Genomic DNA, 16,430 nt, shown 5'->3' with positions numbered 1-16,430 from the left:
CTAATGTTCCCGCAAGCCCTTCGCCCACACCCCCGTGTCGCCCCCAACGCCCGACAAGCTGCATCCGCTCGAACCGGCCCTGCTCGATGCGCCGGCCTGCGCGGCGATCGCCGCGCCGCTGCGCGCGATGCTGCGGGAAGCGGTCGAGGCCGGCGCGGGCGGCGCGCGCGATCCGCAGCCGGTGCTGCTCGACACGCTCGAGTCCCTGGCCCTGCTCGACGCCGCAGGCGACGTGCTCGCCGCCGCGATCCTGCACGTCACGCCGGCGCTGGCCGACGCCGTGGCGCCGAAACTGGCCAAGGCGCATCCGACCGTCGCCGTTTTGCTCGAGGGCCAGCGCGCCGCCAACCAGGTCTGGGCGTTGCACGCCGAGCGACATGCGCGCGGCGCCGGCAGCGAAGGCCTGCGCCGGCTGTTGCTGGCGATCGTGCGCGACCTGCGGGTGGTGCCGATCCTGCTCGCGCGCCAGCTCGCGCGGCTGCGCGCCGCCGACGCCTTGCCGGAGCCGGAGCGCCGCGCGCTGGCGCAGCTCACCCGCGACATCCATGCACCGCTGGCCAACCGGCTCGGCATCTGGCAGCTGAAGTGGGAACTCGAGGACCTGGCGTTCCGCCACCTCGAGCCGGACACCTACCGCCGCATCGCGCGCCTGCTCGACGAGAAGCGCGTGGACCGCGAGCGCTACATCGAGGCGGTCAAGCGCGAGCTCGACGCCGCACTCGCGGCCCAGGGCCTGCACGCCGAGGTCAGCGGCCGCCCCAAGCACATCTTCAGCATCTGGAAGAAGATGCAGAAGAAGGACGTGCCGATCGGCGAGCTCTACGACCTGCGCGCGGTGCGGGTGATGGTGGACGACGTCGCCGCCTGCTACGCCGCGCTCGGCGTGGTGCATGCACTGTGGCTGCCGCTGCCGAGCGAGTTCGACGACTACATCGCGCGGCCCAAGCGCAACGACTACCGCTCGCTGCACACCGCGGTGGTCGGCCCGGAGGGCAAGACCCTGGAGGTCCAGATCCGCACCTTCGACATGCACGCGCAGGCGGAACTCGGCGTGGCCGCGCACTGGCGCTACAAGGAAGGAGGAGGTCCCGGTCGTTCCTCCGCCGGCAATGCCGCGCTCGACCGCAAGATCGAGTGGATGCGGCGGCTGCTGGACAGCCACGCCGAGAAGGGCGAGGGCGCCGCCGACCTGCTCGGCGAGATCGACAGCGAGCTGGTCGAGGACCGCGTGTACGCGCTCACGCCGAAAGGCGAGGTGGTGGACCTGCCGGTCGGCGCGACGCCGCTCGACTTCGCCTACCACGTGCACACCGAGGTCGGGCACCGCTGCCGCGGCGCCAAGGTCGGCGGCCGCATCGTGCCGCTGGACTACCGGTTGCGCAGCGGCGACCGGGTCGAGATCCTGACCGCGAAGACCGGCGAGCCGCGCCGCGACTGGCTGGTCGAGGCCAACGGCTTCCTCGCCAGTGCGCGTTCCCGGGAGAAGGTGCGCAGCTGGTTCCACAAGCTCGACCGCGCGCGCAACGTGCAGGCCGGGCGCGAGCTGCTCGACCGGGAACTCAAGCGCGTCGGCCTGCAGCAGGCGGACCTGGCGCCGGCCTTGCGCCAGTTCAACGCCAAAACGGCCGAGGACCTGCAGGTGCAGGTGGCGCTGGGCGACGTCGGCCCGCACCAGGTCGTGCGGGTGCTGGCCGAGCACGAGCGCGCGCGCGACCGCGAGGAATCCGGGACGGCAGCAGCGCGGCCCAAGCGGCCCCCGCCGCGGCGCGGCAAGGCCGGCAAGGGCCCGCCGGTCAGCGTGGTCGGCGTCGGCAACGTGCTGGTGCAGCTCGCGCGCTGCTGCCAGCCGCTGCCGGGCGAACCGGTCGCCGGCTACCTCACCAAGGGCCGCGGCGTGAGCGTGCACCGCGCCGATTGCGCGACCCTGCGGCGGCTGGTGGCGTCACAGCCGGGGCGCGAACTGCCGGTCGAATGGAACGCGGGCGAGGCCGGCGCGCACGAGGTGGACGCGGTGGTGGACGCGGTCGACCGCAAGTACCTGCTCAAGGACCTGGCCAACGTCGTGGCGCAGGAGGATGCGCACCTGCTCGACATCCACAGCGAGAGCGGGCGCAACGCACGGGTGCGGCTGCGACTGCGGCTGCGGGTGGCCGACCACGGCCACCTGTCGCGACTGCTGGCGAAGCTCGACGGACTGCCCGGGGTCGAAGACGCGCGCCGCGCCTAGCGCCAGATCGTGACCTGGCGGGTGGACTCGCGCTGCATCGGGGTGCCCGGCTTGCACGAGAAGGCCTGGCCGAAGCCGGGCTGGTTGGCGAGCGGTCCGTTGGCCCGCCACTGCCCGGCGGCGTGCGGGTCGCTCGCCGCCATGCGCGCGGCGACGTCGGCCGAGGCGCGCTGCGCCCACAGCCGCGCCCAGCCCTGGTAGAACCACTGCCGGCCGGTATCGTCGAGCGCGGGCTGCGCGGTCAGCAGCGCGTCCATCGCCAGTTCCACGCCGGCGAGGTCGGCGGCGTTCTCGTCGCGGGTCAGGTTGCCATTGACAAAGGTGCCCGGCAGTTCCGGCCACGGGTACGCGCCGTACTGCACCGCCAGCGGCGCGAGCTGCATGTCCCACGCCGCGGCGTCTGCCGGCGTCCACCAGTCGCGCAGCGAATGGGTGGCGTCCACGTGGCGGCCGTTGCCGTCGAAGCCGTGCGTGAGCTCGTGCCCGACCAGCGCGCCGAGCGCGCCGTAGTTCGCGGCCGGGTCGCGGTTCATGTCCAGCACCGGCGGCTGCAGCATCGCCGCGGTGACCACCAGGCGGTTCTGCGCGAGGTCGTAGACCAGCGCCGGCTGCTGCGGCTGCAGGTTCCAGCGGCGCTCGGCGCCGCCGCTTCCGATGCGGCGCATCTCCTCGCGGTGGCGCCACGTGGACGCGATCAGCATGTTGCCGCCGAAGCTGCCGCGGCCCATCGGCTGCACGCTGAAGTCGAGCGTGCGTTCGGGCGCGCCGACCGCGATCTCCAGGTTGGCGAGCTTGGCCTTGGCCTGGGCGCGGGCCTCGGCGCTCATCCACGCATTGCGGTCGATGCCGCGGTCGAGCGCGTCGCGCACCTGCGCGGCGATCTCGGCGGCGCGTGCCCGGGTGGCCTCGGGCAGGTAGCGGGCCACGTACTCGCGGCCGAGCATCGGGCCGGCGGCGAGGTTGATCGCGTCGAGCACCTGGTCGCGGCGCGACGGCGGGGCGGCCAGGCCGCGCAGCACGGCGCCGCGGAAGGCGAAGTCGGCGTCGCGCCAGGCCTTCGACAGGTAGGGCGCCATCGCCGCGCCGACGTGGTAGCGCAGGTAGGCCTTCCACTGCTCGGGCTTGATCGCGGCGACCATGGCGTCGAGCTGCGCGAACATCTGCGGGTTGGCCATGGACACGCTTTCGCCCTGCACGCCCTGCGCCTGCAGGAACTGGTCGAGCTGCAGGTGGCGGTACTGCTTGCCGAGCCCGGCCGCCGGCACCAGCGCGTAGCGTGCGCGCGGGTCGCGCAGCACGGACAGCGGCCGCGAGGCCTGCGCGATCCGGGTCTCGATCTCGAGCACCGCGAGGGTATCCGCTTCCTGCCGCGCCGGCGTGCTGCCGGTCAGTGCCAGGATCGAGGACACGTACGCGCGGTACTTGCCGAGCAGGGCGCGGGTCTCGGCATCGGTACGGGTATAGAACGCCGGGTCGGGCAGGCCGAGCCCGCCCTGGGTGAAGTAGCCGACGTGGCGGTCGAGGTCGCCCAGGTCGATGTCGGCGCCGAAGTTGAACAGCACCGGGATGCCGACCTGGTGCAGCGCGGCCACCGCCGCCGGCACGTCGCGGCTGCGCCGGATCGCGTCGATGCGCGCGAGCAGCGGCGCGATCGGCTGCGCACCGTCGCGTTCGAGTGCCGCCTCGTCCAGGCCGCTCGCCCAGAAGTCGCCGAGCAGCTTGGCGATGCCGCCCTCGGCGAACTGCATGGATTCGTCCAGCAGGTCGAACTGCTGCCTGCGCGCGCGCTCGGCCAGCTCGCCCAGCGCCGACTGCCTGCCGCTGCCCGCAAGCGGAGGGTGCGCGGCCAGCCAGTCGGCGTTGGCGTGGCTGTAGAAGTCGTTGCAGATCAGCTGCTGGACGGGGTCCGCGGCCCGCTTCCGCTGCGCGTCGGCCACGCCCGGGGCCGACGCCAGGAGGGTCGCGGCCAGTGCCGCGGACAGGGGAAGCAGGCGCGCTCGCGTCATCGCAATCGGTCCGTGGATCGGGGTGCGGGGCGAGTGTAGCAACCGCGTGCGCGGCGACCATGAAAAACGAAAAAGGCCCGGGCGAACCCGGGCCTCCTGCATTCCTGAAGCGTGACGTGGTTACCAGATCACCACGCGCTTGTCGTCCGGACGCACCATCGCGTCGCCGGCCTCGCACTGGAACGCGGTGGCGAACGTGGGCATGTTCGACGGCGCGCCGATCGCGCGGAACTTCGCGGGCGCATGCGGATCGGTGTTCAGCCGCACCTTCAGTTCGTCCGGGGTGTAGTTGCGGCGCCACACCGTGGCCCAGTTGATGAAGAAGCGCTGGTCCTGGGTGTAGCCGTCGATGGTCTCGCCGGTTTCCATGCCGGCGTCGGCCAGCGCCTTCTGCAGCGCGTCGTAGGCGACGGTCAGGCCGCCGAGGTCGGCGATGTTCTCGCCCAGCGTCAGCTGGCCCTTGACGTGCAGGCCGTCGATCGACTCGTAGTCGTCGAACTGTTGAACCAGCTTGGCGGTACGCGCCTCGAAGCCCTTGCGGTCGGCCTCCTGCCACCAGTTGGCGAAGTTGCCGGTGGCGTCGAACTGGCTGCCCTGGTCGTCGTAGCCGTGCAGCATCTCGTGGCCGATCACCGCGCCGATGCCGCCGTAGTTGAGCGCCGGGTCGGCGTCCGGGTCGAAGAACGGCGGCTGCAGGATGGCGGCCGGGAACACGATCTCGTTCTTCAGCGGGTTGTAGTAGGCGTTGACCGTCTGCGGGGTCATGCCCCACTCGGTGCGGTCGACGGGCTTGCCGATCCTGGACAGTTCCCAGTCGTGGTTGAACTTGGCCGCGGCCAGCACGTTGGCGGCGTAGCCGTCGCGCGTGGTCGCCAGGCCGTCCCAGCTGCGCCACTTGTCCGGGTAGCCGATCTTGGGCGTGAAGCTTTCCCACTTCTCCAGCGCCTTCTGCTTGGTCTCGTCGCCCATCCACTCCAGGCCCTCGAGCCGGGTCTTGAGCGCGGCGCTGAGGTTGTCGACCAGCTTCTCCATCTCGGCCTTGGACTCGGCCGGGAAGTACTCCTTCACGTACATCTGGCCGAGCGCCTCGCCGACCATGCCCTCGACCGCGTCCATCACCCGCTTCCAGCGCTCCTTCTGCTCCTTCTGGCCGCGCAGGGTGCGGCTGAAGAAGTCGAAGCGCTCGTCGGCGAAGGTGTCCGCGAGGTAGGGCGCGGCGCCGTCGATGGCGTTGATCCGCAGGTAGGCCTTCCAGTCCTCGACCGGGACGTCGGCGATCATGCGGTCGAACTCGGCGAAGAACTTCGGCTGCGACAGGGAGAAGCCCTCCACGTCCAGGCCCTGGGAGCGCATGAACTCCGACCACGGGAAGTTCTTCGCGCCCTTGTCGGCCTCGGCGAGGGTGACGTAGTTGTACTGGTTGTTCGGGTTGCGCAACTCGACCGGGGCCAGCGAGGCCTTCGCCAGGCGGGTCTCGAACGCGAGCACGGCCGCGGCCTGCGCCTCGGCGTCTTCCCTGGCGACGCCGGCGTTCTGCAGCTGCTTGCCGACGTGCGCGACGTAGGCATCGCGGATCTTCGCGTACTGCCCGTCCTTGCCGTCCTCGAGGTAGTACGCACGCTCCGGCAGCGCCAGGCCCGACTGGTAGGCGTAGCCGATCATCTGCGAGGAGTTCCTGAAGTCCGGCTCGGCGAAGAACGCGAACACGTCGCCGCGGCCGGCGGCGAACTCGTCGCGCAGGAAGGCAGCGATGTCCTCCGGCGCGTCGATCGCGTCGATGCGGTCCAGGATCGGCTGGATCGGGGCGAGGCCCGCGGCGTTGATCGCCTCCACGTCCATGCCGCTGGCGTAGAAGTCGCCGACCAGCTTCGCGGTGCCCGTTGCATTGGCGTCGGCGGCGGCGGCCTCGGCGATGTTGCGGCTGGCGACCTCGGAACGCTCGTCGAGCATCTCGAAGCTGCCCCAGGTGGTGCGGTCGGACGGGACCGGGTGCGCGGCCAGCCACTTGCCGTTGACGAACGCGTTCAGGTCTTCGCAGGCGTCCGCCGTGGTATCGAGGTCGGCCAGCGCGAAGGCCGCGGTCGGCGGCAGCTCGGCCGCGGTGGTGGCGGGCTTGTCGGGGGCGTCCGCGGAAGTCGCGGACTGGTCGTTGCGGCAGCCGGCGAGGGCGGCGGCCACGGCCAGGGACAGCAACAGCACGGAAGGCGTCTTGGTCATCGGGGAACCCCATTGGGCAGGAATGCCGCCGACTCTATCCCGCGGCGGTGGCGGGGAGGGGGTGTCAGAGGTCACGAGGCCCGGCGCGCGGGCATGAAAAAGCCCGCGTTGCCGCAGGCTCTCGGAAGATGGCGCCCGAAGTTGGACTCGAACCAACGACCCCCTGATTAACAGTCAAGTGCTCTAACCAGCTGAGCTATTCGGGCGGGGCCGCATATTGTGCCGGCGGCCGCCAAGGCACGCAACAGCGCGGCTTCAGATTCCCGACACGCAGGCGAGGGCGGCCGCGCGACGCGGCTTGCCGCTGCGCAACTGCCCGCTGTTGGCCATCACCAGCGTCGTCGCCTTGTCGGCGCCACGGGCATCGCAGAGGGTGAAGGTCACGTTCGAGCCTGCGGCGGCCCCGCCGTGCGGGCGCAGGACCAGCCGCCGGCGCCCGGTGGTGCTGCGCAGGCGCACCCCGCGGTCCAGTGGCGGCGCGCGCTGCAGCAGGGTTTCGTTCGGGTCGCGGCGGCGGTCGCCGTCGAGGTCCGCCCAGGCGATCCAGCCGCCGCTCCAGTCCATGGTGTCGCGGCAGCCGACCGTTGCCGCGGGGCAGACCACGACCCGGGCGCCGGTGACGGTGGCGTGGCGCATGCCGCGGATCAGCGTGCCCTCCAGCGCGGCGCGCGCGGCCGCGGAGCGGGTGGCCGCGCTGGCCGAGGTCCAGGCCGGGACGGCGACGCCCAGCAGCAGGGCCACCAGCAGCATGGCGATCAGCGCTTCGATCAGGGTGAACCCGGTGTCCGGGCGCATGGGTGGTCTCCGCAGCGTGGGAGGTCCACGTTGGCCCGCCGGCGCGACGACTCCCATCGGCGCAGTGCGGCCGCGGCTGTCCGGAAAGCGGCCAGCAAGGTTCGGAAGCCCGTAGCGGATACACTGGCCGGTCCGATGTCCGCTCCGCACGCCACCAGCCCGGATACCCGCCAGGACGACCGCTTCGAGCTGGTCGCGCCGTACTCGCCCGCCGGCGACCAGCCGCAGGCGATCGAGAAGCTCGTGGCCGGCTTCGCGAGCGGCCTGGCCAAGCAGACCCTGCTCGGCGTCACCGGCTCGGGCAAGACCTACACCATCGCCAACGTCATCCAGCAGGTGCAGAAGCCGACCCTGGTGATGGCGCCAAACAAGACCCTGGCGGCGCAGCTCTACGGCGAGTTCAAGTCGTTCTTCCCTAACAACGCGGTCGAGTACTTCGTCAGCTACTACGACTATTACCAGCCCGAGGCCTACGTCCCGTCCTCCGATACCTACATCGAGAAGGACAGCTCGGTGAACGAGCACATCGAGCAGATGCGGCTGTCGGCGACCAAGGCGCTGCTGGAGCGGCGCGACGCGATCATCGTGTGCACGGTGTCCGCGATCTACGGCCTCGGCGATCCCGGCGAGTACCACAAGATGGTGCTGCACATGGTCCGCGGCGAGCGCATCGACCAGCGCGAGCTGATCCGCCGGCTCACCGAGATGCAGTACACCCGCAACGAGATGGACCTCGCCCGCGGCAGCTACCGGGTGCGCGGCGAGACCATCGACGTGCATCCGGCCGAGTCCGACGCCGAGGCGCTGCGCATCGAGCTCTTCGACGGCGAGATCGAGACCCTGACCCTGTTCGACCCGCTGACCGGCGAGACCCTGCGCAAGCTGCCGCGCTACACCATCTACCCCGGCTCGCACTACGTCACCAGCCGGCGCACCATCCTCGACGCGGTCGAGACCATCAAGGTCGAGTTGCGCGAGCGGCTCGAGCAGCTGTACGCGGCCAACAAGCTGGTCGAGGCGCAGCGGCTGGCGCAACGCACCCAGTTCGACCTCGAGATGATGGCCGAGGTCGGCTACTGCAACGGCATCGAGAACTACTCGCGGCACCTCACCGGCTACATGCCGGGCGAGCCGCCGCCGTGCCTGTTCGACTACCTGCCGCCGGACGCGCTGCTGGTGGTGGACGAGTCGCACGTCACCGTCCCGCAGATCGGCGCCATGTACAAGGGCGACCGCTCGCGCAAGGAGACGCTGGTGGAGTTCGGCTTCCGGCTGCCCTCGGCGCTGGACAACCGGCCGCTCAAGTTCGAGGAATGGGAGGCGCGCTCGCCGCGCGCGATCTTCGTGTCGGCGACGCCCGGTCCGTACGAGTTGCGCGAATCGGATGGCGAGGTCACCGAGCTGGTGGTGCGTCCGACCGGGCTGGTCGACCCGCCGGTCGAGATCCGCCCGGTCGCGACCCAGGTCGACGACGTGCTCGGCGAGATCAACGAGCGCGTGGCCATGGGCGACCGCGTGCTGGTCACCACCCTCACCAAGCGCATGGCCGAGAACCTCACCGAGTACCTGGCCGAGCACAACGTCAAGGTGCGCTACCTGCACTCCGACGTGGATACGGTGGAGCGGGTGGAGATCATCCGCGACCTGCGGCTGGGCAAGTTCGACGTGCTGGTCGGCATCAACCTGCTGCGCGAGGGCCTGGACATGCCCGAGGTCTCGCTGGTCGCGATCCTCGACGCCGACAAGGAGGGCTTCCTGCGTTCGACCGGCTCGCTGATCCAGACCATCGGCCGCGCCGCGCGCAACCTGCGCGGCAAGGCGATCCTGTACGCGGACCGGGTGACGAAATCCATGCAGGCGGCGATCGACGAGACCGACCGCCGCCGGCAGAAGCAGCTGGAGTACAACGCCGAGCACGGCATCACCCCGCAGAGCGTCCAGCGCGCGGTCATGGACATCATGGAAGGCGCCCGCGCCGAGCCGGGGACCGTGAAGGTCGGCCGCGGCAAGGGCCGCAAGGTCGCCGAGCCGGCCGAGGACTACGCCGCGCTCAGCCCGGCGCAGGCCGCGGCCAGGATGAAGGCGCTGGAGCAGAAGATGCACCAGCACGCCCGCGACCTGGAGTTCGAGGAGGCGGCCGCGGCCCGCGACGAGCTGCGCCGGTTGAAGGAAGCCCGCCTCGCGGGCTAGAATTCGCGACCCCCTCGCGGGGGCATAGCGGGCGGTTAGCTCAGCGGTAGAGCACTACCTTGACATGGTAGGGGTCACAGGTTCGAACCCTGTACCGCCCACCACGCGGCATCGCGATGCCCGTGGACGACGACGAAACGAGAGGTGGCCCGCGGAAACGCCGGCCGAGCGTGCGACATGGACACTACCACCGCCCAACGTTGACACCCGCCCGAGGCTTCCGCATCCCGCAGGCGCCCTCGTGGCGCTTTTTTGTTGTCCGGAGAGTCCACACGCCATGATCGCGATCACCCTTCCCGACGGCTCCCGCCGCGAATTCGACCAGCCGGTGACGGTCGCCGAGGTCGCCGCCTCCATCGGTCCCGGCCTGGCCAAGGCCGCGCTGGCCGGCAAGGTGGACGGCCGGCTGGTGGACACCAGCTTCCGCATCGAGCGCGACGCGGCCCTGGAGATCGTCACCGACAAGCACCCCGACGCGCTCGAGGTCGTGCGCCACTCCACCGCGCACCTGCTGGCCCAGGCCGTGCAGCGCCTGCATCCCGGCGCGCAGGTCACGATCGGCCCGGTGATCGACAACGGCTTCTACTACGACTTCGCCTACGAGCGCCCGTTCACCCCCGAGGACCTGCCGGCGATCGAGGAGGAGATGAAGCGGATCGCCGCCGAGGGCCTGCCGGTGTCGCGCACGGTCAAGTCGCGCGACGAGGCCACGAAGTTCTTCCGCGACATGGGCGAGGAGTACAAGGCGCAGATCATCGAGTCGATCCCGGCGGACGAGGAGCTCTCGCTCTACAGCCAGGGCGAGTTCACCGACCTGTGCCGCGGCCCGCACGTGCCGTCCACGGACAAGCTGCGCAGCTTCAAGCTGATGAAGGTGGCCGGCGCCTACTGGCGCGGCGACCACAACAACCAGATGCTGAGCCGCATCTACGGCACCGCCTGGCTGAACGACAAGGACCTCAAGGCCTACCTGCGCCAGATCGAGGAGGCGGAGAAGCGCGACCACCGCCGGATCGCGAAGCAGCAGGACCTGTTCCACCTGCAGGAGGAGGCCCCGGGCCTGGTGTTCTGGCACCCGAAGGGCTGGTCGGTGTGGCAGGTGGTCGAGCAGTACATGCGCAAGGTCTACCGCGACACCGGCTACGGCGAGGTGCGCTGCCCGCAGATCCTGGACGTGGAGCTCTGGAAGAAGTCCGGCCACTGGGACAACTACCAGGACAACATGTTCTTCACCGAGTCGGAGAAGCGCACCTACGCGCTCAAGCCGATGAACTGCCCCGGCCACGTCCAGGTCTTCAGGCAGGGGCTGCACAGCTACCGCGACCTGCCGATCCGCTACGGCGAGTTCGGCGCCTGCCACCGCAACGAGCCCTCCGGCGCGCTGCACGGGATCCTGCGGGTGCGCGGCTTCACCCAGGACGACGGCCACGTGTTCTGCACCGACGGCCAGGTCGAGGCCGAGGTCACCGCGTTCCACGCCCAGGCGATGAAGGTCTACGCGGACTTCGGCTTCACCGACGTCAAGGTGAAGCTGGCGCTGCGCCCGGAGCCGCGGATGGGCGACGACGCCACCTGGGACAAGGCCGAGGAGGCCCTTCGCGCCGCCTTGCGCGCGGCCGGGGTGGAGTGGGAGGAACTCCCGGGCGAGGGCGCCTTCTACGGCCCCAAGATCGAGTACCACCTGAAGGACGCCATCGGCCGCACCTGGCAGCTCGGGACCATGCAGGTGGACTTCATGATGCCGGCCCGGCTCGGCGCCGAGTACGTCGACGAGCACAGCCAGAAGCGCCACCCGGTCATGCTGCACCGCGCCATCGTGGGCTCCATGGAGCGCTTCATCGGCATCCTGATCGAGCACCATGCCGGGGTCTGGCCGGCCTGGCTGGCCCCGGTCCAGGCGGTCGTGATGAACATCACGGACGCCCAGGCCGACTGGGCCGACGAGGTTCGGAAAACCCTTACGAATCAAGGCTTCCGGGTCGAATCCGATTTGCGCAACGAGAAGATCGGCTATAAAATCCGCGAGCACACGCTGCAACGCGTGCCCTACCTGCTGGTGGTCGGCGACCGCGAGAAGGACAATGGCATGGTCGCGGTGCGTACCCGTGGTGGCGAAGACCTTGGCACGATGAGCGTTGCCGACTTCGCCGCCCGCCTTGGCACCGAAGCCCTTTAACCCCCGGAGATCGCAATATCAGCACCGCCGACAAGCAGAACCGCAAGAACCAGGAAATCCGCGTCCCGCGCGTGCGCGTGATTGGCAGCGACGGCGAGATGATCGGCGTGCTTTCGCGCGACGAGGCGCTTGCGATGGCCGAGGAGGAAGGCCTCGACCTGGTGGAGATCCAGCCCAACGCGGATCCGCCGGTGTGCAAGATCATGGACTTCGGCAAGTTCCGGTTCGAGGCCCAGAAGAAGGCCAACGAGGCCAAGAAGAAGTCCCGCCAGGTCGAGATCAAGGAAGTGAAGTTCCGTCCGGTCACGGACGAGGGCGACTACCAGATCAAGCTGCGCAAGATGCGCGGCTTCCTGGAGGACGGCGACAAGATCAAGGTCAATATCCGCTTCCGTGGCCGCGAGATGAGCCACCAGGAGCTGGGCCGGGAGATGGCGCAGCGGATCGAGGCCGACCTGGGCGAGGACATCGTGGTCGAGTCCCGCCCCCGGCTCGAAGGCCGGCAGATGGTCATGATGATCGCCCCCAAGAAGAAATAGGCCTATAATGGTCGGCCCGGTTTGCGCCGGGGCTTTTGATTTTCCCAGGACCCGCCGCCGATTCCTTGCGGATCGATGGCCTACCCACCGGCATGGGCAGGATGGAAAGCGTGGCCACGGCCACCGCCCAGGCCAGTTCGAGATTTCGCAAGGACACACCAATGCCCAAGATCAAGACCAATCGGGCGGCGGCCAAGCGCTTCCGGAAGACCGCTTCCGGCAAGTACAAGTGCGGCCACGCCAACAAGAGCCACATCCTCACCAAGAAGGCGACCAAGCGGAAGCGCAACCTGCGGCAGACGAACCACGTTCGTGCCGAGGATGCGGGCCGTCTCGATCGCATGCTTCCGTATCTCTGAGGAGGGCTAGAAAATGGCACGAGTCAAGCGTGGCGTGCAGGCGCGCCGTCGTCACAAGAAGGTCCTCAAGCAGGCCAAGGGCTACTACAACGCCCGCCGCAAGGTCTTCCGCGTCGCCAACCAGGCGGTCATCAAGGCGCTGCAGTACGCCTACATCGGCCGCAAGCAGAAGAAGCGCAACTTCCGTTCGCTGTGGATCACCCGCATCAACGCGGCGGCCCGCATCAACGGCATGAGCTACAGCCGCTTCATGAACGGCCTGTCCAAGGCCGGCATCACCCTGGACCGCAAGGTGCTGGCGGACATCGCCGTGCACGACGAGAAGGGTTTTGCGGCGCTGGCAGAAAAGGCGAAGGGCGCCCTCGCGGCATAAGCAAGTCCGGCAGGGTCGCGATGGCGGCCCGCGCGGGATGTGGTACATGCAAGGGGAAGGGCGCGAGTCCTTCCCCTTTCTTGTTTTCGGGGAACGAGATGACGGGAATCGAGGAGCTGGGCCGACGGGCGCTGGCCGACATCGCCGCCGCGGACACGCCGGCCGCGCTGGAGCAGCTGCGGGTCGCGCTGCTCGGCAAGGGCGGCAGCGTCACCGCGCAGCTGAAGTCGCTGGGCGCGCTGCCGGCCGGCGAGCGCAAGGCCGCGGGCGAGGCGATCAACCGCGTGCGCGACGCCATCGGCGAAGCGCTGGGCGCGCGCCGCGAGGCGCTCGAGTCGGCCGCGCTGGACGCGCGCCTGGCCGGCGAGACCGTGGACGTCACGCTTCCCGGGCGCAACCCCGGGCGCGGTGGCCTGCATCCGGTGAGCCGCACGCTCGAGCGGATCGCGGGGATCTTCGGCAAGCTCGGCTACGAGCTCGCGGACGGGCCGGAGATCGAGGACGACTGGCACAACTTCGAGGCGTTGAACTTCCCGCCGCACCACCCGGCGCGCGCCATGCACGACACCTTCTACGTGTCCGCCGACGGCAGCGGCGACCGGCGCCTGCTGCGCACGCACACCTCGGGCGTGCAGGTGCGCTACATGCAGGACCTGGTCGCCGCCGGCGGCAAGCCGCCGCTGCGCATGATCGCCGCCGGCAAGGTCTACCGCTCCGACAGCGACCAGACGCACACGCCGATGTTCCACCAGGTCGAGGGCCTGCTGGTGGACGAACAGGCGAGCCTGGCCGACCTCAAGGGCACCCTGGTCGAGTTCGTGCGCGCGTTCTTCGAGCGCGACTTCGAGATGCGCTTCCGCCCGAGCTACTTCCCGTTCACCGAGCCGTCGGCCGAGCTCGACATCGCCTGGCAGCAGCCGGACGGCTCGACCCGCTGGCTTGAAGTGCTCGGTTGCGGGATGGTGCACCCGAGCGTGCTGCGCAACGTCGGCATCGACCCGGAGCGCCACACCGGCTTCGCGTTCGGCCTCGGCGTCGAGCGCTTCGCGATGCTGCGCTACGGGGTCGACGACCTGCGCAGCTTCTTCGACAACGACGTGCGCTTCCTGCGCCAGTTCGCCTGAGGCTCATTCTTTTGAAGGGCATGCCATGAAATTCAGCGAGAACTGGCTGCGCCAGCACGTCCGCACCCATGCCAGCCGCGAACAGCTGGTCGACACCCTGACCGCGATCGGGCTCGAGGTCGAGGAGCTCGTGCCGCTGGGCGAGGGCCTCGACGGCGTCGTGGTCGCGCGCATCGTCTCCTGCGAAAAGCATCCGCAGGCCGATCGCCTGCAGGTGTGCCAGGTGGACGCCGGCACCGGCACGCCGCTGCAGATCGTCTGCGGCGCGCCGAACGCGCGCGCCGGGTTGCTGGCGCCGCTGGCGATGGTCGGCGCGAAGCTCGGCGACATCGCCATCAAGGCCGCGAAGCTGCGCGGCGTCGAATCCAACGGGATGCTCTGTTCGGCGAAGGAACTGGGCGTGGACGCCGATGCCTCCGGGCTGATGGAGCTGCCCGCGGACGCGCCCGTCGGCACGCCGCTGGCCGACTACCTCGGCCTTCCGGACGCCGCCATCGAGCTCAAGCTGACCCCCAACCGCGCCGACTGCTTCAGCGTGCGCGGGATCGCGTACGACGTGGCCGCGGCCACCGGCGCGCAGGTGGAGCCGATGGACGCCGAGCCGGTGCCGGCGGCCGGCGACGCGCGCCTCGAGGTGGAACTGCACGCGGGCGCCGATGCGCCGCGCTACGTCGGCCGCGTGGTCGAGGGCGTGGATGCCGCGCGCCCCACGCCGGCGTGGATGGCCGAGCGCCTGCGCCGCTCGGGCATCCGCCCGTTGAGCCTGCCGGTGGACATCACCCAGTACGTGATGCTCGAGCTGGGCCAGCCGATGCACGCGTTCGACCGCGACCTGCTGCGCGGCCCGGTCGGCGTGCGCCACGCGCGCGGCGGCGAGTCGCTGAAGCTGCTCGACGGTCGCGAGGTGAGCCTCGACCCGGGCTTCCTGCTGGTGACCGACGCCGACAGGCCGGTTGCGCTGGCCGGGATCATGGGCGGCCACGACACCCGCGTGACCGACGCCACGCGCAACGTGTTCCTGGAGGCGGCGCACTTCGCGCCGGCCGCGATCATCGGGCGCGGGCGCAGGCTCGGCCTGCACACCGACGCCGGCCACCGCTTCGAGCGCGGCGTGGATCCGCAGCTGCCGCGCATCGCGATCGAGCGGGCGACCCGCTTGCTGCTCGACCTCGCCGGCGGCACGCCGGGCCCGGTGGTCGAGGCGGCGCTCGACGCGCACCTGCCGGCGCCGCGGCCGATCCACCTGCGCCGCGCTCGGCTGGCGCGGGTGCTCGGGCTGTCGGTCGCCGACGCGGAGGTGGAGCGCATCCTGCGCGCGCTGGGGCTGGAGGTGTCGGCCGATGCCGAGGGCTGGCAGGTCACGCCGCCGGCGCGCCGCTTCGACCTGGCGATCGAGGAGGACCTGATCGAGGAGGTCGCGCGCATCCACGGCTACGACGCCATCCCTGCGCGCCTGCCGGGCGGCGCCACCCGCCTGGTCGAGCCGAGCGAGACCCGCGTGGCCGAGGCCGACGCCCGCCGCCAGCTCGCCGCCCGCGATTACCTGGAGGCGGTCAACTACGCCTTCGTGGATGCCGCGCTGCTGGCGAAGTGGGACCTGGCCGAGGGCCAGGTGGCGCTGGCCAATCCGCTCAGTGCGGAACTGGGCGTGATGCGCACCTCGCTGCTGCCGGGGCTGGTGGACGCGCTCGCGCGCAACGCCGCGCGCCAGCAGCCGCGCGTGCGCCTGTTCGAGCTCGGCAAGGTGTTCCGCGCCGGCGGGTCCGGCTCGCCACCGGTGGAGACGCTGCGCGTGGCCGCGGTCGCCTGCGGCAGCGCGTCGGGCAAGCAGTGGGGCGTCGCCGAGCGCGCGCTCGACTTCCACGACCTCAAGGGCGACCTGCAGAGCCTGGCCGCGCTGTCGGCCGCCACCCTGGAGTTCCGGGCGGTGACGCAGCCATGGGCGCACCCGGGGCGTTCGGCCGAGGTGCTGCGCGACGGCGTGGCGATCGGCTGGATCGGACAGCTCCACCCCCGGCTGCAGCGCGCGCTCGACCTGGATCCGGAGGTCTACGCCTTCGAACTGGACCTCGACCTCCTGCTGCAACGCCACCTGCCGCGCGCGCGGGCGTTGTCCAGGTACCCCTCCGTGCGCCGTGACCTGGCCTTCGTGCTGCCCGAAAGCGTGACCTGGGCCACGGTTCGCGACACCGTCCAGGCCGCCGCGGGCCCCTTCCTGCGTGGACTGGAATTGTTCGACCGCTACCAGGGCAAGGGCGTGGAATCGGGATGCAAGAGTCTCGCTATGGGCTTGATTCTTCAAGAAGAATCACGCACATTGACCGACCACGACGTGGACGCGGTCGTGGCGGCGGTCACCGCCGCGCTGGAACGCGACCACGGCGCAAAGATCCGGGCTTGACCGCACCGGGAAGTCCCGGGGCA

11 protein-coding genes and 2 tRNA genes are annotated in these 16,430 nt (G+C 70.4%); 9 read left to right on the top strand and 4 right to left on the bottom strand.

The window, feature by feature from the left end:
• Positions 1-127 precede the first annotated feature (127 nt).
• Positions 128-2,227, top strand: a complete 2,100-nt coding sequence (locus E4F25_RS05155; RefSeq protein WP_140910332.1) for a RelA/SpoT family protein — start codon at positions 128-130, stop codon at positions 2,225-2,227.
• Here E4F25_RS05155 and E4F25_RS05150 read toward each other — a convergent pair.
• From E4F25_RS05150 to E4F25_RS05135, 4 genes are all read right to left on the bottom strand, one after another.
• Positions 2,224-4,233 (bottom strand): M13 family metallopeptidase, encoded by a 2,010-nt coding sequence (locus E4F25_RS05150; RefSeq protein ID WP_140909133.1) that lies wholly within the window; start codon positions 4,231-4,233, stop codon positions 2,224-2,226. The genes E4F25_RS05155 and E4F25_RS05150 overlap by 4 nt on opposite strands.
• Positions 4,234-4,353: 120 nt before the next feature.
• Entirely contained in the window at positions 4,354-6,450 is a 2,097-nt protein-coding gene (locus E4F25_RS05145; RefSeq protein ID WP_140909132.1) for a M13 family metallopeptidase, read from the bottom strand.
• 129 nt (positions 6,451-6,579) lie between these two features.
• Positions 6,580-6,656 (bottom strand) — tRNA-Asn (locus tag E4F25_RS05140).
• Between the two features lie 49 nt (positions 6,657-6,705).
• Complete coding sequence (locus E4F25_RS05135; RefSeq protein ID WP_181168203.1) at positions 6,706-7,245, bottom strand: GspH/FimT family protein; 540 nt, start codon at positions 7,243-7,245, stop codon at positions 6,706-6,708.
• Between the two features lie 135 nt (positions 7,246-7,380).
• On the opposite strand from E4F25_RS05135, the gene uvrB reads away from it, so the two are divergent.
• The 8 genes from uvrB to pheT all read left to right on the top strand — a co-directional run bounded on the left by uvrB (position 7,381) and on the right by pheT (position 16,407).
• Positions 7,381-9,435 carry an excinuclease ABC subunit UvrB gene (gene uvrB / locus E4F25_RS05130; protein WP_140909130.1) on the top strand — a complete coding sequence of 685 codons (2,055 nt, stop codon included), beginning with the start codon at positions 7,381-7,383 and terminating at the stop codon, positions 9,433-9,435.
• A gap of 29 nt (positions 9,436-9,464) precedes the next feature.
• A tRNA-Val gene (locus E4F25_RS05125) sits at positions 9,465-9,539 on the top strand.
• A 173-nt stretch (positions 9,540-9,712) separates the two neighbouring features.
• Positions 9,713-11,611, top strand: a complete 1,899-nt coding sequence (gene thrS / locus E4F25_RS05120; protein ID WP_140909129.1) for a threonine--tRNA ligase — start codon at positions 9,713-9,715, stop codon at positions 11,609-11,611.
• Between the two features lie 17 nt (positions 11,612-11,628).
• On the top strand, positions 11,629-12,150 hold the full coding sequence (gene infC, locus E4F25_RS05115; protein WP_140909128.1) for a translation initiation factor IF-3: 522 nt from the start codon (positions 11,629-11,631) through the stop codon (positions 12,148-12,150).
• Positions 12,151-12,311: 161 nt separating this feature from the next.
• The gene (rpmI, locus tag E4F25_RS05110) at positions 12,312-12,509 is read left to right on the top strand and encodes a 50S ribosomal protein L35 (RefSeq protein ID WP_027083463.1); all 198 of its coding nucleotides are present in this window, start codon (positions 12,312-12,314) and stop codon (positions 12,507-12,509) included.
• 13 nt (positions 12,510-12,522) lie between these two features.
• The gene (gene rplT, locus E4F25_RS05105; RefSeq protein WP_140909127.1) at positions 12,523-12,882 is read left to right on the top strand and encodes a 50S ribosomal protein L20; all 360 of its coding nucleotides are present in this window, start codon (positions 12,523-12,525) and stop codon (positions 12,880-12,882) included.
• Positions 12,883-12,980: 98 nt separating this feature from the next.
• Positions 12,981-14,006: a phenylalanine--tRNA ligase subunit alpha gene (gene pheS / locus E4F25_RS05100; RefSeq protein WP_140909126.1), complete on the top strand. Its 1,026-nt coding sequence runs from the start codon at positions 12,981-12,983 to the stop codon at positions 14,004-14,006.
• A 25-nt stretch (positions 14,007-14,031) separates the two neighbouring features.
• On the top strand, positions 14,032-16,407 hold the full coding sequence (pheT, locus tag E4F25_RS05095; RefSeq protein WP_140909125.1) for a phenylalanine--tRNA ligase subunit beta: 2,376 nt from the start codon (positions 14,032-14,034) through the stop codon (positions 16,405-16,407).
• Positions 16,408-16,430 lie beyond the last annotated feature (23 nt).

It is taken from the genome of Cognatiluteimonas lumbrici, from assembly GCF_006476065.1.
GTDB classification, from domain to species: domain Bacteria; phylum Pseudomonadota; class Gammaproteobacteria; order Xanthomonadales; family Xanthomonadaceae; genus Cognatiluteimonas; species Cognatiluteimonas lumbrici.
The sequence above is the reverse complement of the archived record's forward strand: the minus strand, read 5'-3'. Positions and strand labels throughout refer to the sequence as shown.

Bases quoted from the DNA above. Each gene is read 5' to 3' on its own strand.
- E4F25_RS05155 (WP_140910332.1), top strand. From the start codon at position 128: ATGCTGCGGGAAGCGGTCGAGGCCGGCGCGGGCGGCGCGCGCGATCCG.
- E4F25_RS05150 (WP_140909133.1), bottom strand. From the start codon at position 4,233: ATGACGCGAGCGCGCCTGCTTCCCCTGTCCGCGGCACTGGCCGCGACC.
- E4F25_RS05145 (WP_140909132.1), bottom strand. From the start codon at position 6,450: ATGACCAAGACGCCTTCCGTGCTGTTGCTGTCCCTGGCCGTGGCCGCC.
- E4F25_RS05135 (WP_181168203.1), bottom strand. From the start codon at position 7,245: ATGCGCCCGGACACCGGGTTCACCCTGATCGAAGCGCTGATCGCCATG.
- uvrB (WP_140909130.1), top strand. From the start codon at position 7,381: ATGTCCGCTCCGCACGCCACCAGCCCGGATACCCGCCAGGACGACCGC.
- thrS (WP_140909129.1), top strand. From the start codon at position 9,713: ATGATCGCGATCACCCTTCCCGACGGCTCCCGCCGCGAATTCGACCAG.
- rpmI (WP_027083463.1), top strand. From the start codon at position 12,312: ATGCCCAAGATCAAGACCAATCGGGCGGCGGCCAAGCGCTTCCGGAAG.
- rplT (WP_140909127.1), top strand. From the start codon at position 12,523: ATGGCACGAGTCAAGCGTGGCGTGCAGGCGCGCCGTCGTCACAAGAAG.
- pheS (WP_140909126.1), top strand. From the start codon at position 12,981: ATGACGGGAATCGAGGAGCTGGGCCGACGGGCGCTGGCCGACATCGCC.
- pheT (WP_140909125.1), top strand. From the start codon at position 14,032: ATGAAATTCAGCGAGAACTGGCTGCGCCAGCACGTCCGCACCCATGCC.